The sequence below is a fragment of the Streptomyces sp. NPDC104831 genome (assembly GCF_055583025.1).
Genome location: NZ_JBVJOT010000008.1, coordinates 22,455 through 41,047 on the forward strand (window position 1 = coordinate 22,455; position 18,593 = coordinate 41,047).

At 74.4% G+C, this 18,593-nt stretch carries 12 protein-coding genes and 2 pseudogenes; 8 read left to right on the forward strand and 6 right to left on the reverse strand.

The features are described from left to right. The first annotated feature begins 65 nt into the window (after positions 1–65). From ACZ63H_RS07875 to ACZ63H_RS07890, 4 genes are read left to right on the forward strand one after another with little or no spacing between them, the layout of a single operon-like run. Entirely contained in the window at positions 66–2,366 is a 2,301-nt protein-coding gene (locus ACZ63H_RS07875) for a hypothetical protein (RefSeq protein WP_469862945.1), read from the forward strand. Positions 2,367–2,419: 53 nt separating this feature from the next. Further along, entirely contained in the window at positions 2,420–2,926 is a 507-nt protein-coding gene (locus ACZ63H_RS07880; RefSeq protein WP_469862946.1) for a hypothetical protein, read from the forward strand. Beyond that, positions 2,923–3,564, forward strand: coding sequence for a hypothetical protein (locus ACZ63H_RS07885; RefSeq protein WP_469862947.1), 642 nt, complete (start codon positions 2,923–2,925; stop codon positions 3,562–3,564). The genes ACZ63H_RS07880 and ACZ63H_RS07885 overlap by 4 nt, the downstream gene beginning before the upstream one ends. A 2-nt stretch (positions 3,565–3,566) precedes the next feature. Then, on the forward strand, positions 3,567–4,202 hold the full coding sequence (locus tag ACZ63H_RS07890; RefSeq protein WP_469862948.1) for a hypothetical protein: 636 nt from the start codon (positions 3,567–3,569) through the stop codon (positions 4,200–4,202). A 43-nt stretch (positions 4,203–4,245) separates the two neighbouring features. Here ACZ63H_RS07890 and ACZ63H_RS07895 read toward each other — a convergent pair whose 3' ends face one another. The 3 genes from ACZ63H_RS07895 to eccB are packed head-to-tail and all read right to left on the reverse strand — an operon-like array spanning position 4,246 to position 7,636. Further along, positions 4,246–4,854, reverse strand: coding sequence for a hypothetical protein (locus tag ACZ63H_RS07895; RefSeq protein WP_469862949.1), 609 nt, complete (start codon positions 4,852–4,854; stop codon positions 4,246–4,248). Beyond that, complete coding sequence (mycP, locus tag ACZ63H_RS07900; protein ID WP_469862950.1) at positions 4,842–6,095, reverse strand: type VII secretion-associated serine protease mycosin; 1,254 nt, start codon at positions 6,093–6,095, stop codon at positions 4,842–4,844. The genes ACZ63H_RS07895 and mycP overlap by 13 nt, the downstream gene beginning before the upstream one ends. Before the next feature lie 11 nt (positions 6,096–6,106). Further along, entirely contained in the window at positions 6,107–7,636 is a 1,530-nt protein-coding gene (eccB, locus tag ACZ63H_RS07905) for a type VII secretion protein EccB (RefSeq protein WP_469862951.1), read from the reverse strand. 197 nt (positions 7,637–7,833) lie between these two features. On the opposite strand from eccB, the gene eccE reads away from it, so the two are divergent. The 3 genes and pseudogenes from eccE to ACZ63H_RS07920 form a co-directional block, all read left to right on the forward strand. Continuing rightward, positions 7,834–9,171, forward strand: a complete 1,338-nt coding sequence (gene eccE, locus ACZ63H_RS07910; protein ID WP_469862952.1) for a type VII secretion protein EccE — start codon at positions 7,834–7,836, stop codon at positions 9,169–9,171. Further along, entirely contained in the window at positions 9,168–9,965 is a 798-nt protein-coding gene (locus ACZ63H_RS07915) for a hypothetical protein (protein ID WP_469862953.1), read from the forward strand. The genes eccE and ACZ63H_RS07915 overlap by 4 nt, the downstream gene beginning before the upstream one ends. A gap of 319 nt (positions 9,966–10,284) precedes the next feature. Beyond that, positions 10,285–10,341, forward strand: a pseudogene (locus ACZ63H_RS07920) (hypothetical protein); the annotation flags it as partial. 762 nt (positions 10,342–11,103) lie between these two features. Here ACZ63H_RS07920 and ACZ63H_RS07925 read toward each other — a convergent pair. Beyond that, the gene (locus tag ACZ63H_RS07925) at positions 11,104–12,330 is read right to left on the reverse strand and encodes a pentapeptide repeat-containing protein (RefSeq protein WP_469863072.1); all 1,227 of its coding nucleotides are present in this window, start codon (positions 12,328–12,330) and stop codon (positions 11,104–11,106) included. A gap of 279 nt (positions 12,331–12,609) precedes the next feature. Between ACZ63H_RS07925 and ACZ63H_RS07930 the strand changes: the two are divergent. After that, positions 12,610–13,614, forward strand: a pseudogene (locus tag ACZ63H_RS07930) (MinD/ParA family ATP-binding protein); the annotation flags it as partial. A gap of 86 nt (positions 13,615–13,700) precedes the next feature. On the opposite strand, the gene ACZ63H_RS07935 reads toward ACZ63H_RS07930, so the two are convergent. Both ACZ63H_RS07935 and ACZ63H_RS07940 read right to left on the reverse strand, forming a co-directional pair. Continuing rightward, complete coding sequence (locus tag ACZ63H_RS07935) at positions 13,701–14,648, reverse strand: bifunctional riboflavin kinase/FAD synthetase (protein WP_469862954.1); 948 nt, start codon at positions 14,646–14,648, stop codon at positions 13,701–13,703. A gap of 202 nt (positions 14,649–14,850) precedes the next feature. Next, entirely contained in the window at positions 14,851–18,372 is a 3,522-nt protein-coding gene (locus ACZ63H_RS07940) for a trypsin-like peptidase domain-containing protein (RefSeq protein WP_469862955.1), read from the reverse strand. Positions 18,373–18,593: the final 221 nt, after the last annotated feature.

Below are 18,593 nucleotides of genomic sequence, written 5' to 3' on the forward strand. Positions count from 1 at the left end.
CGGCGCCGGTTGTCGACGACGCAGACGATCACACCGCCGCCACGCTCTCCCTGGGACGACCACCAATGGACTTCAACGCCCTCTACCACGCCAATTTCAAGCTGCTCGACGACGCCGTCGGCGACTGGTCGACGCTGGTGAACCACCTCGCGGACCTCAAGAAGGACGCCGAAGACGATCTGCACAAGGCCGCCAACGCGGCCGACTGGGCCGGCGTGAACGCCCAGGTCTCCAAGCAGTTCATCGGGAAGACGGCCGGCGAGTTCGGCGACGCCCACACGCAGGCCACCACCATCTACAAGATCCTGCTCGACACCCGGGACGAGCTGAAGACGTTCCACCAGCAGCTGACGGACGCCGTCTCGCGCGGCCAGAAGAAGAACCTCACCGTCACGGACGCGGGCGGCGGCAAGTTCACGGTCATGGGCAACACGCGGCCCGACTGGGGCTCGGACCCGAGCGGCAACAAGAGCGCGACCAACCAGAAGGACGTCGACGACCTCCGCGACGAGATCCAGGGCATCCTCAGCAAGGCCACCGAGAGCGACAACTCGGCCAAGGACGTCCTCATGGCGATCGTCGACCAGGCCCGGATGGGCTTCTCGGACGCCGGCTACAAGGACCGGGACACCGCGGCGGCGGCCGTGAAGGAAGCCGACGAACTGGCGAAGCTGGCCAAGAAGGACATCGACGACCTGTCGGTGGAGGACTTCGACCGGCTCAACGCCGGGTTGAAGAAGTACCACGACGATCCGTTGTTCTCGGAGCGCTTCGCGAAGGACCTCGGGCCGGAGAAGACCCTCTCCTTCTGGGCCGATGTCAGTGACCCCCAGGTGGCGTGGGACGTGAACCACGCACGGCGCGACCAGTTGGGCGAGTTGCAGAAGAACCTCGGGCTCACGCTCGCCACGGCCAGCCAGAGCGACACGGCCGACATGACCGAGTGGAAGCGGCGCATGGTCGACCTCGGCGACCAGGAGGTCGGCGGCAAGCGCGGCGGCCTGCTCGGGTTCCAGGTCATGAGCAACCTCATGCGCGTGGGCGACTACGACGACGACTTCATGAAGCAGTACGGGAAGAGCCTCATGGAGACGGAACGGAAGTTCACGGACGACGGGAAGCACGGGGCCTGGCAGCGGATGGGGTTCAGCCCGTACCTCAACCACATGAAGGGCGACTCCGGTTTCGACCCCTTGTCGGGCTACCTCAAGGGTCTCTCGAACAACCCGGGTGCGGCGACCGACTTCTTCAACGACGACTTCATCCCGAAGGACGGGGACCACAAGCACGCGGTCTCCAACTTCAAGTACCTCTTCGAGGACCGGGACTGGCCGCACGAGAGCAACAGCGACCTGAGCCGCGGCGAGAGCACGGACGGCCGCAACAACCTCGCTTCGGCTCTGGAGGCGGCGGCCACAGGCCATCCCGCGGGCGAACTGCCCACAGAGGACACCCCCGCGCATACTCCGGGACAGGCCAAGCTGTTCGAGGACATCGTGTCCTCGATCTCGGACGACAACGGACGCCTCACGGATCACGGGTACATGTCGGACAGCATCGGTCAGATCGCCTCGGAGTACCTTCCGGACATCGACCGTGCGACCACCGACGTCGACCAGCACCCCGGGAAGAACGACGCGGACGGCCAGGCGGCTTGGGATCGCATTCAGAAGCTCTACCCCGTCCAGGGCACGGAGGCCGAACTCGATCGTCGCGAAGTGACGCGCTTCCTCTTCGCCGTCGGCCAGGACCCGAACGGGTATGCGGCCGTCGAGGTGGGCCAGAAGAATTACATGGGCAAGTTGATGGAATACCACCTGAATCCGGACCTGCCCGAAAGCGCACGTCCACACCAGGATCCGGAACTCACGGTACGTGATATCGCGCGGCACTCCGGCCAGGTTTCCGGGACCCTGGCCATGGGACGGAACGAAGCGGTCGCGGGCCCGGCCGACGCCAAGGACAAGGACTTCGACCACTCGGTCGCCCAGTGGAAGAACCTCCTGTCGGGAACGGTCGGTACCGGTGTCGGTGTCGGTACTTCCTTCATCGCGTCACCGGCAGTCGGCGCCGGCGTCGGCGGCGCGGCCGGAACCGCGACCAGCATGATGCTGGAAGAACTCTTCAAGGACGCCGAGGGCAGCGCCAAGGAAGAGGCCGGCAGCAAGATGGGCGAGAACTGGCAGCTCGGCAACGAGAACAACATGAAGTACACCAGGAAGGCCGCTTACGACGCGGCCAAGGCCTACCACATCGGTAATACCGATGACGTAGCCTCCTGGGCGGAGGACTCCTCCTCCAAGGGGTTCATGGAGGGTGGCAACTACATGCAGCAGGTCGGGCCCGAACTCGTCACGGACATCTGATGCCGATGTCGAACCGACCGAGGAAGGCCGGGCGCACATGGGCTCGCCGTGCCGTGGCCGGCACCGTGGCCGTCGCGGCGTTCGGCTTGGCGTCGGCGTGCTCGGAGCCTGCGGCGAAGAAGGAATACGCCGTACCCAGAGCCCTGTGTGGCGCGTCGGTGGACCCCGGCCTTCTCTCCCCCTTCCTTCCGGCGGGCAAAAAGGTCAAGGTGCTGGAAACGCAGCCGGTTCCCACCAGGAAGATCTGCCGGGTGGACGTGGACGGAACGTGGGCGGTGACGGCCGATCTCCAGTGGTGGGAGGAGGACGTCGACGTGTCGACCGTCGTCACCGCCAACCCGGAGACCGACAAGGCCGCGCAGTCGGCCGACGACGACTTCTTCTACACCGGAACAGGCGCTGTCAAACTGGTCAAGGGCTGCAGGAATCCCGGCCACGCCCGGCATCTTCTGTACACCTCGATCCGGGTCGACGACCCGGACCGCGGCGACCCCTCCGCCATGAAGAAGCTGTCGGCCGCGTTCACCGAAGCCGTCGGGCGGTCCCGTGAATGCGCGTGAGAGACGGCGTCACCGCCATGCGTAACCGATCGTTGCTTTCGCTCATCGGTGGCGTCGTGGGCGTAGTGGCCCTGGGGGGCGGACTGGCCTTCGCGTGTGGCGCTGTCCCGTTCGGAGGAGAGAAGGGGGAGATCACGACCTCCGCCGCGTGCAGGACCTTGGGATCCCCCGCCGACTCGGCTGCCGCGCTGCGGAGGATCCTCCCCGGGAAGACGTCGTACTCGTTCGATGACCAGATCATGCATCGCCGCATCGATGACACGGATCGCACGTATGAGACGTCCTGCTTCGTCAAGGGGGACGGGAAGATGCTTCTCGTGGCGACGGCCCGGATGCAGGGCTACGACAATGCCGGGGAGTGGGTGGACGACGTGCTCGGGAATGCCGCGGTGCCCTCCTCCGTGACGCCGTTCCGGGCCGGGGACAAGGCGGTCGCTTCGGAGAGGATCGCGGCCGTTTACGTCCCGTGCCGTGACAAAGGCCCCCGGGAGCATCTGAGCGTCGTCGTGGAGCTCAGGCAGCGAGGTGGTGCCTCGGGTGCGGAGGTGCGGGATGGGCTGATCGCGCTCGCCCGGAACGCCGCGTCGTTCGCGCACCGGCAGGCCAAGTGCGACGCGCCCGCCAAGGTGACGGGGTGAGCGTGAGCCGGGCCGCCGTGGCGGTCGCGGGTTGTCTCGTGCTGCTGGGCGGGTGTGGGGATGGGAGCCCCGGAGGGGTCTCGTCCCTCGATGCCGGCCGGGCCAAAGCCGTGCTGCCGGACGCCGTGTCCCTGCCGGGGTGGGAGGCCTCCCTGGAGCCGGTCGCCTACTCGCTGAAGAAGGCCAAGGAGATGGGCATCGGCCGGTGCCACGACACAGCCGGGCAGAACTCCTGCGCGCGAGTTCGCTTCTTCGGCGTGGCCGCCTATCACCAGGAGGGGAAGCCGGACATCTCTTTCCTCGTCCAGACGTACCGCGACGAGGACACGGCCCGGGCCGCGTACTGGACCGTCTGGAAGGCGTGGAAGCAGTGGGTGCCGGAAGCAGGCACCGTGTCGGCCGGGAACATCGGCGACCGGCGGAACGCCGTGGCCGGTCTCAGTTCCTCGATGGCCAAGGGATCGAAGGGCTTGCTGGTCCAGGCACGGGTGGGCAGCGTCATCATGCTGTCCATGGCCGAGACCGGCCCCCAGGTCGGCATGACCGACTCCTATCTGAACCGGTTCGCCGACGTCTTCGCGCAGCGGGCCGAGCAGGCGGAGGCGGGCGAGCGGCCGTCGGCGGGGATGCCGGGTTGAGGGGTTTCCCTCTTTCGGGTGGAAGGGGGGTGGGCGTGCCCCGTCAGCACTCGCCCTTCCGCAGGGAGGTTTCGAGGCGGTAGCCCTGGTACGTCAGGGTTCCCTCGCCGCCCGTGATGCCCGGTGGGGTGTAGTCGTCCTCTTTGGAGCGGGTGCGCTCGAGGTGGGTGCAGAAGGCGGTGTCCGTGCCGTCGGCGGTGATGGTGAAGGACGCCTTCGCCTTCGTGTTGGTCTCGGCCGGCTCGACCGTCACCCCGTACTCCGGGGCGTCGCCGCCGCCGTACCGGATGACCTTCTCCTCGATCAGTGACGCGTAGTCGGTGAAGGCCAGGGGCGTGCCCGCGTCGTCGGCCCGGAAGGTGTAGCCGTCCAGGTCGTCGGCTGCCCGGCGGACCGCGCCGGTCAGCTCGCCGTCGCTCCATGAGGCGTCGTCGGAGACGCCGAAGCCCTGGACGGCCAGGTAGACGCCCATGCCCGCCATGCCGAGGAAGAGGACGCGGGCCACGACGAAGGCGGAGTCGGGCAGTTCCGGGGCCGACGGGTTGACGTTCGCGCGCCAGGAGCGGACCCGGTCCGACTTGACGCAGGCCATGGCCACCAGCACCGCGGACAGCACCAGCGACAGGACGTTCAGCTTGTTCAGCGCGTCCACGGCCTGCCTTCCCGCAGGCCGCGGCGCCGGCGGCGGGCGTCGCGGACCGCCACCGCCGCGCCGCCGAGGCCCGCCACCAGGACCGCCACGGCCACGGCGACGTAGGTCGCGACGCGGGCCGTGCGTTCGCGCGGGGTCTCGCCGAGGGTGAGGCGGGCGGGGGTGGGGGCCTCCGCGTGGGTGAGGCCCGCGTCGGGGTGCGGGGACTCGATGGGGTGGTCGTCCTCGGTGAGGGCCCTGACCGGGTCCACCACGCCCCAGCCGACCAGGGGGTCGTGGCCGGCGATGGAGCGTTCGGCGGTCTGCTCGATCTGGGCCACGATCTGCCGGGGCGTCCAGTCCTGGTGCTTGGCCTTGATCAGCGCGGCCACGCCCGCCACGTAGGGCGCGGAGAAGCTCGTGCCGTTGTCGGGGCAGTGCCCGCCCTTGGGGACCGTGGAGATCATGTCGACGCCGGGGGCCGCCACGCCGACGAAGTCGCCGGACTGGGAGAAGGCCGCGCGTTCGTTGTTGCGGTCCGACGCCGCCACCGCGAGGACTCCCCGGTAGGACGCCGGGTACGTCTTCTTCCGGTTGCCGCCGAGGCCGTCGTTGCCGGCCGAGGCGACCACGACGATGTCGGCGGCCAGGGCCTCGTCGACCGCGCGCCGCAGGTCGTCGTCCGGCGGGACGGCGTTGGCCGTGTCCTGGGAGATGTTGATGACGTCGGCCTTGGCCCGGATCGCGTGCCGGATCGCCCGGGCGAGGGTGGCGGCCGTGCCGTTGCCGTCCGCGTCGTTCTGTTTGATCGGGATGATGGTGGCCTCGGGGGCGAGCCCGACGAAGCCCGTGCCCTTCATGGGGCGGGCCGCGATGATGCCCGCGACCCGGGTGCCGTGGCCGACGGTGTCGGTGGTGCCCTTGCTGTTGCCGCGGTCGAGGGGCTGGCCCTCCTTGTCCTTGGTGGGGAGGAAGTTGGCCCCCCGGGACGCGTCGACGGCGTGCGAGAGCTGCGGGTTGGCCGTGTCGACGCCGGTGTCGATGACGGCGACCCTGACGTTCCTGCCCTTGGACTGGGTCCACAGCTCGTCGAGGTTGACGCGCTGCAGCGCCCAGGGCGTGCCGGCGTACTTGTGGTTGGTCTTGTCGAACGTGCACTGGTCGGAAGCGGAGTCCGCGGTGGCCGCGGGCGCCGCCAGCAGGGTGGCGGCGACGGCGGTGGCCGCCGCCAGGGCCGTACGGGCGCGGAACGTGGACGTCATCGTCGTCCCCCTCAGGAACCCTGCGGCTGGCGGGCCGCCGCCGTCGACAGGCGGGGGCCGGTCGGCAGGAACTCCGACCAGGGCGCGGGGATGGGGGCGGGGCTGACGTCCGCGTAGCCGAGGCGGGTCTGCGCCAGCTTGGCCTCCTGCTGGAGCTGCTTGCGCTGCTTGGCGGAGACGCCGATGCCCTTGTCGTCGCCGGCGCTGTCGTCGTTGGACTGCAGGGCGTAGCGCAGGCCGGTGTCGGTGACCAGGAAGACCGGGCCGGCCTTGGTCTCCCGGCCCTGGAACTGGCGGTAGAGCTGGCCGGACCCGGCGGTGACGTAGGCGCTGGAGGAGCCGGTGGGCAGCACCGCCGGGAAGTCGGTGCCGGCCCAGGTGCTCAGGGTGGTGGCGCCGTTGTCGGGGTCGACGTGGTGGAGGACGTTGCAGACGGTGTTGCGGCTGCCGTCGGCCGGGGCCGGGTCGTTGACGGCGCTGGGCTTCTCGGTGGGCCAGGTGTGGTCGGCGGCGAAGGGCGCGCCCCGGGTGATGGCGCCCGCGCTGACCTCCTGGGCGTGCCCGTTCTGGCCGAGCTTCACGAGGTCCGTGCTGGCCAGCAGGAGCTGGGCGACGAAGTCGGAGACGGGGGCGACCCGGCCGGGCAGGACGACGAAGTACTGCTCGTGGCCGTTGACGGGGGCGCGCAGCACCATGCCGACGCGGTTGGCGCCCTCGTCGAGCTGGCCGGGGGCGTTCGCGGCGGCGGCGGGCACGCCGGTGACCGAGGGGAAGCTGATCGGGTCGCCCGGGTGCAGGGTGTCGATCCACGCCTTGCTCACCCGCTGAGGGGTGCGGTCGGCGCCCACGATGGTCTGGAGCAGCAGGCTGTCGTCGGCGGCCACGGGGTAGGCCCGGCCGTGCGCGTCGACCACGTACTGCTTCTTGTCCGGGGTGGCGACGTAGAGGAGTTCGCCGCCGCGCAGCTTCTGCCGGCTGCCGCGGAGCTTGTCCCGGTCCCGGTCGGCGAGCACGAACGCGGCCTTCTGGACGGAGCCGCCGCTGCCGCTCGGGCGCTCGCAGACCGCCCACTCCTTGGCCGCGCCGGCCTCCTTGCCGGAGGGCAGCCGGTCGGGGGCGTAGGGGATGCCGATGGTGACGCCGTGCGGGATCTCGCCGTTGTCGAGGACCGACTCGTCGACGGTGACCACGTCGACGTCGTTCTGGGTGTCGAGGACGAGCTTGGCCGAGGCCATGTTGAGGACCGGGTGGAGCTGCACCTTGTCCTTGGTCTTCAGGACGACGTACCGGGTGGTGGACTTGCTGGCGATGATCACCTTCTGGCCGGGGGCGTCCCAGCCCTGCGGGGCGGTCGGCTTGAACATGCCCCAGGCACCGAAGGCCGCCAGCACCACCACGCCGACGATCGCGCCGGGCAGGATCGCGCGCAGCGGCCGGGGGGCTCCCTCGTCGGAGGCATCCGGTGACGACTGCACGAACGACGCGAGCATGCGGCGCTTCGCGAAGGTGTAGGCGTTGAGTTGGTCCCGCCGAGATGCCATCTGTGCCTGTTTCTCCCCGTGACTCACGCGGAGCGCGCCCGGGGACCACGCTCCCCCGCCCTCCGTTGTCGGACCCGGCCCCTACTATGCCTTCTACGGAGCGGGTCTCGTGGAGCGGGTAGGGTACCTGGGCCCTCAAGGGCCTTGTTCAGTGGCCTGGTTCCAGCGAGTTGTGAGCAAATCGGGGGGATGGAGTGATGGCTTCCGGAACGCGGACGCGAGCGCGCGGCCGGTCGGCGGCACGAGGCCGCGCGGCCGGGTCCGGATCCGCGCCGCGCGGTGCGTCCGCCCGGCGCGGCGGCGACCGCCAGCAGGTCACGCCCGGCCTCAGGCAACGCCCGGGCCAGGCCGGCTCGTTCCGTTTGCAACGGCTCGTGCTGGTGGAGCTGGCGGCGGCCGTGCTGCTCGTCGGCTGGGCGGTCGGCATGGCGGCCCTGGTGCCGGCGGCGGTGCTCGCGCTGGTGCTGGTCCTGCTGGCCTTCGTACGGCGGCGGGGCCGGTCCCTGCCGGAGTGGCTCGCCACCGCGCGGGAGCTGCGGGCACGGCAGAAGCGGGCCGCGGACACCCCGGTACCGCCGGGCACGGAACCCGGACTGGTCCCCGCCGTGGAGTGCGAACCGGCCCTGCGCACGTACTCGTACGGCGCGCGGGACCGGCGGCCGGCCGGCATCGTCGGGGACGGCACGTTCGTCACGGCCGTGCTCCAGGTGGAGGCCGACGCGACCGCGCTGCGCGCCGAGCGCAGCCGCCAGCCGCTGCCGCTGGGGCTGGTCCGGGACGCGCTGGAGGTGGACGGGATCCGCCTGGAGTCCGCGCAGATCGTGCTGCACACGCAGCCGGCGCCCGCGCTGCACCTGCCCCAGCAGTCGGTGGCCGTCGCCAACTACGTCCCGTTGCAGGAGCAGACCGGCGCCCCGGCCGTGCGCATCACCTGGATCGCGCTGAAGCTGGACCCCGAACTGTGCGCGGAGGCCGTGGCCGCGCGCGGCGGCGGGCTGGAGGGCGCGCAGAAGTGCGTCGTACGGGCCGCGGACCATCTGGCGAGCCGGCTGACCGGTGCGGGCTTCCGGGCCCGGGTGCTGGACGAGGAGGAGCTGGTCGCCGCCCTCGCGACCTCGGCCTGCGCCAATCCGCTGGTCACGGCGGAGGCGGGGCGCAGCGAGACCCGGGAGCGGCGCACGGAGGAGTCGGGGCGCAGCTGGCGCTGTGACAACCGGCGGCACACCACGTACTGGGTGCGGCGCTGGCCCCCGCTGGGCGGCGGCCGGGCCGAGTCCCTGCCCCAGTTCGTCGCCCGGGTCACGGCGGTGCCGGCCCTGGCGACCACCTTCAGTCTGACGCTCGCCCCCGGGGAGCGGCAGGAGGTGTCGCTGTGCGGGCACCTGCGGGTGACCGGGCGCAGCGACGACGAACTCGTGGCCGCGCGGCGGGCGTTGGAGGACGCCGCCCGGCAGTCCGGGGCGGGCCTGGCCCGGCTCGACCGCGAGCAGCTGCCCGGCATGCTGGCCACTCTGCCCCTCGGAGGTGCGCGGTGACGACGACTCCGACGACTCCTTCCGGGACGGCTCCGGCGGCCCCCGCGGCGCCGGGGGCACGCGAGCCGTCCGGGCCGCGGCGCGCGGTGGACCGGCTGCGGCGCGGGCTGGGCCTGATCGGGCCCCGGCACGGCCGGCACGGGCTGCCGGTTGGTCAACTGGACGCGCTGGCCCTGCCCATCGGGGACGACGGGGTGGTGGCCGGTGTCGACGCCGAGGGACAGCCGGCCGTGCTCGGCATCAACCGGCCCACGCCCTACGACGTCGTCCTGATCGGCGGCCTGTGGACCGCGCAGGTGCTGGCGCTGCGCTCCGCCGCCACGGGAGCCCGGGTCGCCGTGGAGACCGGCCGGCCGCAGGCCTGGATGCAGATGGTGCACGCGATGGGCGGCGGCCAGAACGGCCTGTCCGTGTACGACGTCGGGCGCGTCCCGCCGCAGGGCGCCTCCGCCGGTACGCCGGTGCTCGTGGTGCGGGACTGCGGTATGCGTCCCCCGCGCGGCCGGGTGGTGTCGGGTCCCTGGCAGTCGGTACTGACGCTGCTGCCGTACCTCAGTCCGGTCGCGCCCCGGCTGCTGCGGCAGGCGCGGCTCGCCGGCATCCAGCGGGTCTCGCCGGACGAGGCGGCCGAACTGGGGCGCACGATGGGGCTGTCGCGGACCGAGGTGGAGTCGCTGCCGGCGCTGCCCGACGGGGTCACCCTGTGGTGCTCCGACCGTGACCGGCAGTACGTGCTGACGCAACCCACGGACGCCGAGATCGGATTGTTGGGCACCCCGCGCCGGATGGACTGAACTGCCCTTCCCCGTCCCTTTTGTCAGGGCGTCCTGGTGGCCTGGTGGGACGGGTGGGGCGCCTCCGGGCGGGCGCCGGGCCGGTGGGCGGACGCGGAGAGGCGGGCGGGCCTGCCGGGGTGCGGCTTCCGGTGATTAGGCTGGGAGCGGGCGCGATGGCAGGACCCGTGGGCCGGGCGTCGGTGTCCCGGGGGGGCCGGCGAGTCGGACCGCCCCGAACGACTACGGACGACTCGGTACGACACGACATGGTCGCCCCGGCACGGCATGAGGGTGCTCGACCACACCAGGAGGAATTGTGAGCAGCGATCGGGACGGGATGCGCGGGGGCTGGGACACACCCGGCGATGACCAGCCCGACGCGGAGGCCGTCGAGACCACCGGCGAGTTCACCATCGACTACGCTCCCCCCGCCTGGTACACGCAGAACGCCTCCGGTACGCAGGGGGGTTCCTCGGGCGCGGGCGGTTTCGCCGACCCGGGCGCCCCGGCCGGCGCCGGGGTGCCGTCGTTCCCGGCGAGCCCGCCGGCCCCGGGTGCCGTGCCGCCGGCGGCCCCCCAGCCGACGGGCACGCCCGAGCAGGGCACTCCGTTCGCTCCGCCGCCGGGGGCTCCGTACACCCCTGGGCAGGGCGCCGCGTATCCGCCGCCCGCTCCCTCGCACGGGGCCACGCCCGCGCAGGGGACACCGTACGCACCGCCCGCCCCGCAGGGGACGCCGTACGCACCGCCCGCCCCGACAGGTGCGCCGTACGCCCCGGCCGCGCAGCCCGCGCCGCCGGCCGGCGGCCCCGTCCCGATGCCCCGGCTGCCCGAGGGCTTCGAACCGCAGCAGCCGCAGCCGGCCGGGCAGGAGGTGCCGGCCGCCCCCGGCGCGGGCGAGTCGGAGACGGACAACGGGGACCTGGAGAGCGGGGCGACCATGCGGTTCTCCGCGGGCGCCCTGAAGCGCGAACTGGCCGAGTTCGCCGAGCGCGCGGCGGCCGAGGTCAAGCAGGCCGGGACCGCGGTCGGTTCGGCAGAGGGCGCCGGGGCCGGTGCCGGGGCCGGGGAGTCCCGGGGCGGCGAGGGCGCCGCGGACGGGGGCGCCGCGGCGGAGGCCGCCGCCACCGACACCTTCGCCGCTGGTGACGGCGCGTCAGAGGCGGCCGAGGACGGCAGGGAGGACGCGGAACCGGCTGCCGCCGAGGGTTCCGTGGCGGAGGACGGCACGGTCGGCGGGCGTGCCGGGGAGACCGCCGAGGAGGACGGCGCCGGAGAGGGCGCCGCCGACCCCGCGCGCTCCGCCGCGCCGGAGCGGCCGGACGCCGTCCCGGCGGACGGGACGGCTCAGGACGGCACGGTGCAGGACGGCACGGCTCAGGACGGCACCGCGCAGGCGGACACGGCTCAGAGCGGCACCGGCCAGGACGGCCCTGCCCAGGAGGCCACGGCTCGGCAGAGCGAGCCCGGCGACAGCACGTCCGAGGACAGCGTTCCGGGTGAGGGCACCCCGGCCGCCGGCGCCCCGCACGACGCCGCCCGGCAGCCCGCCGCGCCGCCCTCCACGGACGTCCCGCAGCCGGGCACTTCGCAGCCCGCCGCCTCGCAGCCCACCGCTCCCCAGCCCGGGGGCTACGGATTCCCCCAGCCCCCCGCGTCCCAGCAGCCCCCCGTTCCCCAGCCCGGTGGCTACGGCTTCCCGCAGCCCCCGGTGGCCCCGCAGCCCGGGGCCGGTGCCCCGTACGGCGCCGTGCCGCCCGCTCCCCCGGCTCCACAGGGTGCCCAGCCCGGCTGGACGCCGCCGCCTCCGCCGCAGGACGGGCTGCCGCCGCTGCCGCCCGCGTACCAGCCCGCCGCCCCCGCGCCCGCCGCCCAGTGGCCGCAGCAGCCCGGACCGATGCCGGGCCGGCAGCCGCAGCCCGCGGACGGGCAGGGTCCGGCCGGTGCGCCCGGCGCGCAGCCGCCGTTCCAGCCGCAGCCCCCGCAGCCCGCGCCCGCCGGGTGGCACCAGCCGCACGACCCGAGCCGGCCGCCCGCCACCCCCCACCAGCCGAACCAGCCCACCGCACCGGCGGCCGGTCCGCAGCCGGGCCCCAACGCGCCCACCCCGCCCGGCGGCTACGGTTTCCCCCAGCCCGGCGTCCCCATCCCCCCGGCGCAGCCCGGCGGTTACGGCTTCCCGCAGCCCCCGGCCCCCCAGCCGGACCAGCCCACCGCACCGGCGGCCGGTCCGCAGCCGGGCCCCAACGCGTCCACCCCGCCCGGCGGTTACGGCTTCCCGCAGCCCCCGCAGGGCGCGGAGTCCGGTCCCGCCGGTCCCGGGGTCCCGCAGGCGCCGGTCGATCCGCGCACCGGGGCCGCGTGGCCGCAGGCCGTGCGGCACGACCAGCGGCAGCCGACCAACCCCGGTGCCGCGCCGCTCGGTTACACCGCCGCCGTGGAGCTGTCCTCGGACCGGCTGCTCAACAACAAGAGGCAGAAGACGAAGAGCGGCCGGCCCACCGCGGCGGGCGGCCGGTTCAAGCTGGGCGGGAAGAAGGAGGAGGCCGAGCGGCAGCGGAAGCTGGAGCTGATCCGCACGCCGGTGCTGTCCTGCTACCGGATCGCGGTCATCAGCCTCAAGGGCGGTGTCGGCAAGACGACCACGACGACCGCGCTCGGCTCCACCCTGGCCACCGAGCGGCAGGACAAGATCCTGGCGATCGACGCCAACCCGGACGCGGGAACGCTCGGGCGCCGGGTGCGCCGGGAGACCGGGGCCACCATCCGCGACCTCGTCCAGGCCATCCCGTACCTGAACTCGTACATGGACATCCGGCGGTTCACCTCCCAGGCGCCCTCCGGTCTGGAGATCATCGCCAACGACGTGGACCCGGCCGTCTCGACCACGTTCAACGACGAGGACTACCGGCGGGCGATCGACGTCCTCGGCCGGCAGTACCCGGTGATCCTGACCGACTCGGGCACCGGCCTGCTGTACAGCGCGATGCGCGGGGTGCTGGACCTCGCCGACCAGCTGATCATCATCTCCACACCGTCCGTGGACGGTGCGAGCAGCGCCAGCACGACGCTGGACTGGCTGTCCGCGCACGGGTACTCCGACCTGGTCTCCCGGTCGCTCACGGTGATCTCCGGGGTCCGCGAGACCGGCAAGATGATCAAGGTCGAGGACATCGTGGCGCACTTCGAGACCCGCACCCGCGGGGTCGTCGTCGTGCCGTTCGACGAGCACCTGGCCGCCGGTGCCGAGGTCGACCTCGACATGATGCGGCCGAAGACGCGCGAGGCGTACTTCAACCTCGCGGCGCTGGTCGCCGAGGACTTCACCCGGCACCAGCAGGCGCACGGACTGTGGACGAGCGACGGCAACCCGCCGCCGGTGGCCGCCCCGCCGATGCCGGGCCAGGCCGCGCCCGACCAGCAGCCCTACGGAGCCGGCCAGGCGTATCCCCAGGCGCCGGGGCAGCCGTACCCGCAGGCGCCGGGCCAGCCGTACCCGCAGGCGCCCGGTCAGCCGTACCCGCAGGCGCCCGGTCAGCCGTACGCCCCGCCGCAGCAGCCGTACCCGGCCCAGCCGGGCGGTTACCCGCAGCCCGGGCAGCCGCAGGGCGGCCCCCGGCCGTACCCGGGCCAGCAGCCGCCGCAGGCGCCGCCCCCGCAGCAGTAGGGACGCACGGAAAAGGGCGGCCGGTGCACCGGGCACCGGCCGCCCTTTCGCGTCGTGCGAGCCGACGGGGAGCGAGCAGGCGGGGACTACCCCTCCGCCGCCACGATCTCCTTGCAGCGCTTGACGTCCTCGGCCATCTGCTCCAGCAGGGCGTCCAGGGAATCGAACTTCGCCTGGCCGCGCACGTAGGCGAGGAAGTCGACGGCGACGTGCTGGCCGTACAGGTCGAGGCCGACGCGGTCGATGGCGTACGCCTCCACCGTGCGCTCGGTGCCGTCGAACTGCGGGTTCGTGCCGACGGAGACGGCGGCCGGCATGGCCTCGCCCTGGGCGTGCAGGAAGCCCGCGTAGACGCCGTCGGCGGGGACGGCGGTGTGCGGGAGCGTCTCGACGTTGGCCGTCGGGAAGCCCAGTTCCCGGCCGCGCTGGGCGCCGCGGACGACGACGCCCTCCACACGGTGCGGGCGGCCCAGGATCTCGCGGGCGCCGGCGACGTCGCCCTCGGCGACCAGGCGGCGGGTCAGCGTGGAGGAGAACGGCTCGCCGCCGCCCGCCGCGCCGGTGACGTACAGGTCGACGACCTCGACCTCGAAGTCGTAGGTCTTGCCCTGCTCGGTGAGGAACCCGACGTTGCCGGCGGCCTTGTGGCCGAAGCGGAAGTTGGGGCCCTCCACGACCGCCTTGGCGTGCAGCTTGTCCACCAGGACCTTCACCACGAAGTCGGCGGGCGACAGCTTGGAGAACTCGGTGGTGAAGGGAAGGATGAGGACCGCGTCGACGCCCAGCTCGGCCATCAGCTCGGCGCGGCGGTGGTGCGGGGCGAGCAGCGGCGGGTGGCTGCCGGGGCGGACCACCTCGCTGGGGTGCGGGTCGAAGGTGACGACGACGGCGGGCACGCCCAGTTCGCGGGCGCGGTCGACGGCGTGCTTGATGATCAGCTGGTGGCCGCGGTGGACGCCGTCGTAGGAACCGATGGTGACGACGCTGCGCCCCCAGTCCTGGGGGATGTCCTCCAAGCCACGCCAGCGCTGCACTGTGACCGCTCCTCGAACCCTTGTCCGTGTCTGTCTTGACCTCGTTGTGCAGGTCTAAGGGTGCCATGCCGGGTGCTCCGCGCCAGCATCGGCATGGGGGCTGTGACGGGGCGCACGTCGGGGGTGCCGCCCCGGCCGGTGCGCGTATGCCCCGTATCCGCCCAGGCCGGTCGGGGTCCGCCCGTGGCCGTCCCGCATTCCCTCAGGCCGGTACGCGCACGCCCGCCGGTTTCTCCAGCACGCGGCGGGTGCCGGGGCCGACCACGGCGGCCCAGTCGTCGGGGGCGCCGGCCAGCCAGCGGGCCAGCCGCGCGGCGAAGCCGGGCACGTGCCGGACGAGGCCGGACAGGGCCCGGTCGCAGCGGGCGGCGCCCTCGGGCGTGCGGGCGAGGAGCAGGCCGGTGCGGTGGAGCAGGTGCCGGGTCTCCTCCTCGTCCGGTCCGCCGCCGGTGTCCTCCCGGGCCGCCGCCGCGTGCAGGACGGCGTCCAGGACGGCCGCATCCGCCTCCCGGTCGAGCAGGAACTCCAGCAGTTCGCGGCGGAGCGGGCGGGAGGCGGGCGTGCCGGTGCCGGCCAGGACGGTGGCGAGGGCAGCCCGGAGGGGTTCCGGTCCGCCGTCGAGCAGGGCGGTGAGGAGGGGCAGCAGCACGGGCCGGGCGGCGGGGCCCCGGTCGAGCAGGCGGTGGACGCGGCGGGCGAGGGGCCCGGCGGTCTCCGGGCGCAGTTCCACCGCCTCCCGGAGCAGTGCGGCGACCGGCCGGGCGAGGGCGGGGGCGGTGGTCCCGGCGAGGGCGCGCAGGGCGGCGTCCGCGCAGCCGCCCGCGTCGCCGGTGCGCAGCCGGGCGCGGAAGGCCTCCAGGACCGGTTCGGGGTGCGTGGCGAGGGCCGGGGCGAGGGCGCCCGGCGGGATCCGCGGGTCGCCCTCGGCGAAGTGGCCGAGGGCCGCGGGCAGATGGCGGTCGCGGGTGCCCGGGTCGTGGACCAGTACGGCGCGGGCGCCGCCGAACAGGGCGTGGTCGGCGGGGCGGGCGAGCACGGCGAGGGCGGCGCGGCGCAGCAGGGCGCGGTCGGCCGCCGTGCGGACGTGCGGGGCGGCGCGCAGTCCGAAGGCGACGGCGGCGGCCCGGCGGGCGGGGCGTTCGTCGTGCGCCCAGCGGTCGGCCGCCCGGCAGAGGGCCGGCGGTTCGTCCTCGGCGAGGGCGGCGAGCAGTTCCCGGGCGCGCGGGTGGGGGCAGTCCGCCAGCGCCTCGGTGAGGTCGTCGGGGGCGTGGTGGCGGTGGGTGTGCAGCAGGGCCTGCGCGGCCGTGGCCACGGTGGCGTGCGGGGTCGCGGGCAGCGGGCGCTCGTCGGTGAACCAGTGGGTGAGCAGGGGTTGTACGACGCCGGGTGCGGCGGCGAGCAGTGCGGCGACGGCGTCCAGGTGGCGGGCGGCCGGTGCGGACGGTGCCGGGTCCGCCGGGAGGAGGCGGCGCAGCAGGTCCAGGCGTTCGGCGTCGGGGACGGGCAGCGCGGTCCAGAAGGCGGGGCCGAACTCGGCCGGGACGGGCCGCCGGCCGTGGTGCCAGGTGACGATCCGGTCGGCGAGCAGGCGCAGCACCGGGGTGTACGGGGTCGCGTCCGGGAGCTGGAGCAGGGTCCGGGCGAGCAGCCGGGCGGCCCACCAGGAGCCGGTGTCGCGGTCCAGGGCGTCGGCCAACTCCTGTAAGCGTGAGGCGAGTCGGTCGGTGCCGTGCCGGCGGGCGAGGAACAGCAGGGACTGGACGACGGGGCCGACGCGGTGGTGCGGCACGGGGGCGGTGCGGGGCTCGACGGGCCGTTCGCCGGGCGGGTGCAGCAGGGCGCGCAGGGCCGCGTCGAGGTCCAGGTGCATGCCGTGCAGCCAGTCGGCCAGGTCCTCGTGGGCGAAGCGGTAGCCGTCGCCGGCCGGGACGAGCAGGCCCTCGGCGAGGACGGCGGAGGCCCAGCCGGCGCCGGCGCCGAGGCCGGCGGGGGCGGGCCCCCACGGGAACAGGGCCTCGAACGACTCCCGGTCCAGCTCGCCCTGCCCGGGGCCGAGGCTGCGCCGGGCCGCCTCGTGCACCTGCCCGGCCACCCGCGCGGCGAGCCGCCGCACGGCCGTACCGCGCAGCCCGCCGGCGGCGGCGAGGCGGACCGCGACGCGCAGGCACACCAGGTCGAGGTAGGCGGCGTAGACGTCGTGCCGGTCCAGGGGCGCGGGCAGCGGGGTGTCGGGGGCGGCGGCCCGGACCTCGGACAGCAGCCGGAGCGTGAGCGGGTGCCGGGTGTCCCGGTCGGCGAGCGCGCCGTCCGGGACGCCGTACCGGGCGCGTGCCCGGCGCCCCTCGTCGGCGGTGAGGTCGCCGAGGGGCAGGCACGGCGGCAGGGCGGTCCCCCGGCCGGCCGCCGGGGCGTGGAGCAGGTCGCCGGGGAACGCCCGCCCCGCGCGCTCCCAGTGTTCCTCCCGGCAGGCCACCACCAGGCGGGCCCCGGCCCGGTGGAGCCAGTCGGCCGTGCCCCGGGCCCACTCGGACAGCCGGTGGGCGAGGTCGGGGGGCATCTCCTCGGGGCCGTCGAGGAGGAGCAGCAGCGGGCGGCCGGCCCGGGCCGCGAGGCGGGCCAGGTGGTCCGGGGTGACGTCGCCCAGGTCCTCGGGGCGGACGGCGCGGGACGCGGCGACGATCCGGGCGGCGCGGGCCAGGGCGCGGCTGGCGGCGTCGGCCACCGAGCCGTCGCCGGCCGCCAGGTCGGCTCCGCGCAGCCACAGCGTCGGCGCGGGTCGCTCGCCCCGGGCGCGGTGGACGGCCAGCACCGCGAGCTGTGTGGTGCGGCCGCTGCCCGGGGCGCCGACCAGGCCGAGCACGGGCCGGTCGCCGTCGGTGAAGGCGGCCAGCTCCCGGGCGGTGCCGGGGCGCTCGATCGGGTCGGCGGCGCCCGGGGGGCCGTCCTGGCCCACCGAGGTCGTGGTCAGCTGGAGGATGCCGGCGAGGTTGAGGTCGGCGCCGTAGGCGGGGACGGTGGCCGCGTTGCGGGCGAGCAGCGCGGCGAGGGCGCCGTCGGCGGGCCGCAGCGGGGCCGCGAGGACCGCCTCGCGGCCCTCGGTGGCGAGGGCGGTGCCGAGGACGCCGACGACCGCGCCGGTGCGGGCGTCGCACACCGGTCCCCCGGCCGCTCCCCCGCCGGGCCGCAGCGCGTCCCGGCCCGCCGTGCCGATGGCCAGCTCCAGCACGTCGTCGAGGAGGTGGGGGCCGTCCCCGGCGGTGTACGCGGCCCGGGTGGCGGCCAGTACCCGTGCCTGCCGCCAGCAGCCGGCGGCGATCCGTACGTAGCTGCCCGCGTCGATCCGCTGCCGTACGGTCAGCGGCAGCGGGTCCGCGCCGAGGCCCTCGGTGCGGATGAGGGCGAGGCCGAGGCGGGGCAGCGGGGTGACCGCGTCGGCGGTGACCGCGCGAGGGCGCTCGCCGGGGGCTTCCAGCAGCAGCCGGGGCCGGCCCTCGACGGTCTCGTGGCTGGTGAGCAGGGTGCCCTCGTGGTCGGCGAGGAAGCCGAGGCCGAGGGGGCGGCCGGCCGGGTCCGCGATCCGTACGAGGGCGGGGTCGGTGCCGGTGGACCGGGCGAGGCCGGGGACGTCGCCGTGCACGGCCGGTACGCCGGGTACCGGCTCGCCGTACCGGTGTTCCACCCGCTCCCGGCACCCGCCTTGGGTGCGCGGGCCCCGTTCCGCCATGGCCGTACCTCCCCGCCCGTCCCCGTGCCCTGCCCCGACCGTAGGCACGCGGGGCAGGCCAGGACAGTTCTCGCGGTGAACGCGCCCCCTTCCGCTCCCCCGGTTCACTCCGAGCGCCCGGCCGGCCGGGTGAATGAACGGGGGCTGGTGGACAGCCCTGGGGACGGGGGAAGAGGGGGGACCGCGGAGCGGCGTCCGGCCCGTGGCCGGCTGTCGCTCCA

Coding starts and splice junctions, on each gene's coding strand:
- ACZ63H_RS07875 (WP_469862945.1), top strand. CDS start 66: ATGGACTTCAACGCCCTCTACCACGCCAATTTCAAGCTGCTCGACGAC.
- ACZ63H_RS07940 (WP_469862955.1), bottom strand. CDS start 18,372: ATGGCGGAACGGGGCCCGCGCACCCAAGGCGGGTGCCGGGAGCGGGTG.
- mycP (WP_469862950.1), bottom strand. CDS start 6,095: ATGACGTCCACGTTCCGCGCCCGTACGGCCCTGGCGGCGGCCACCGCC.
- eccE (WP_469862952.1), top strand. CDS start 7,834: ATGGCTTCCGGAACGCGGACGCGAGCGCGCGGCCGGTCGGCGGCACGA.
- eccB (WP_469862951.1), bottom strand. CDS start 7,636: ATGGCATCTCGGCGGGACCAACTCAACGCCTACACCTTCGCGAAGCGC.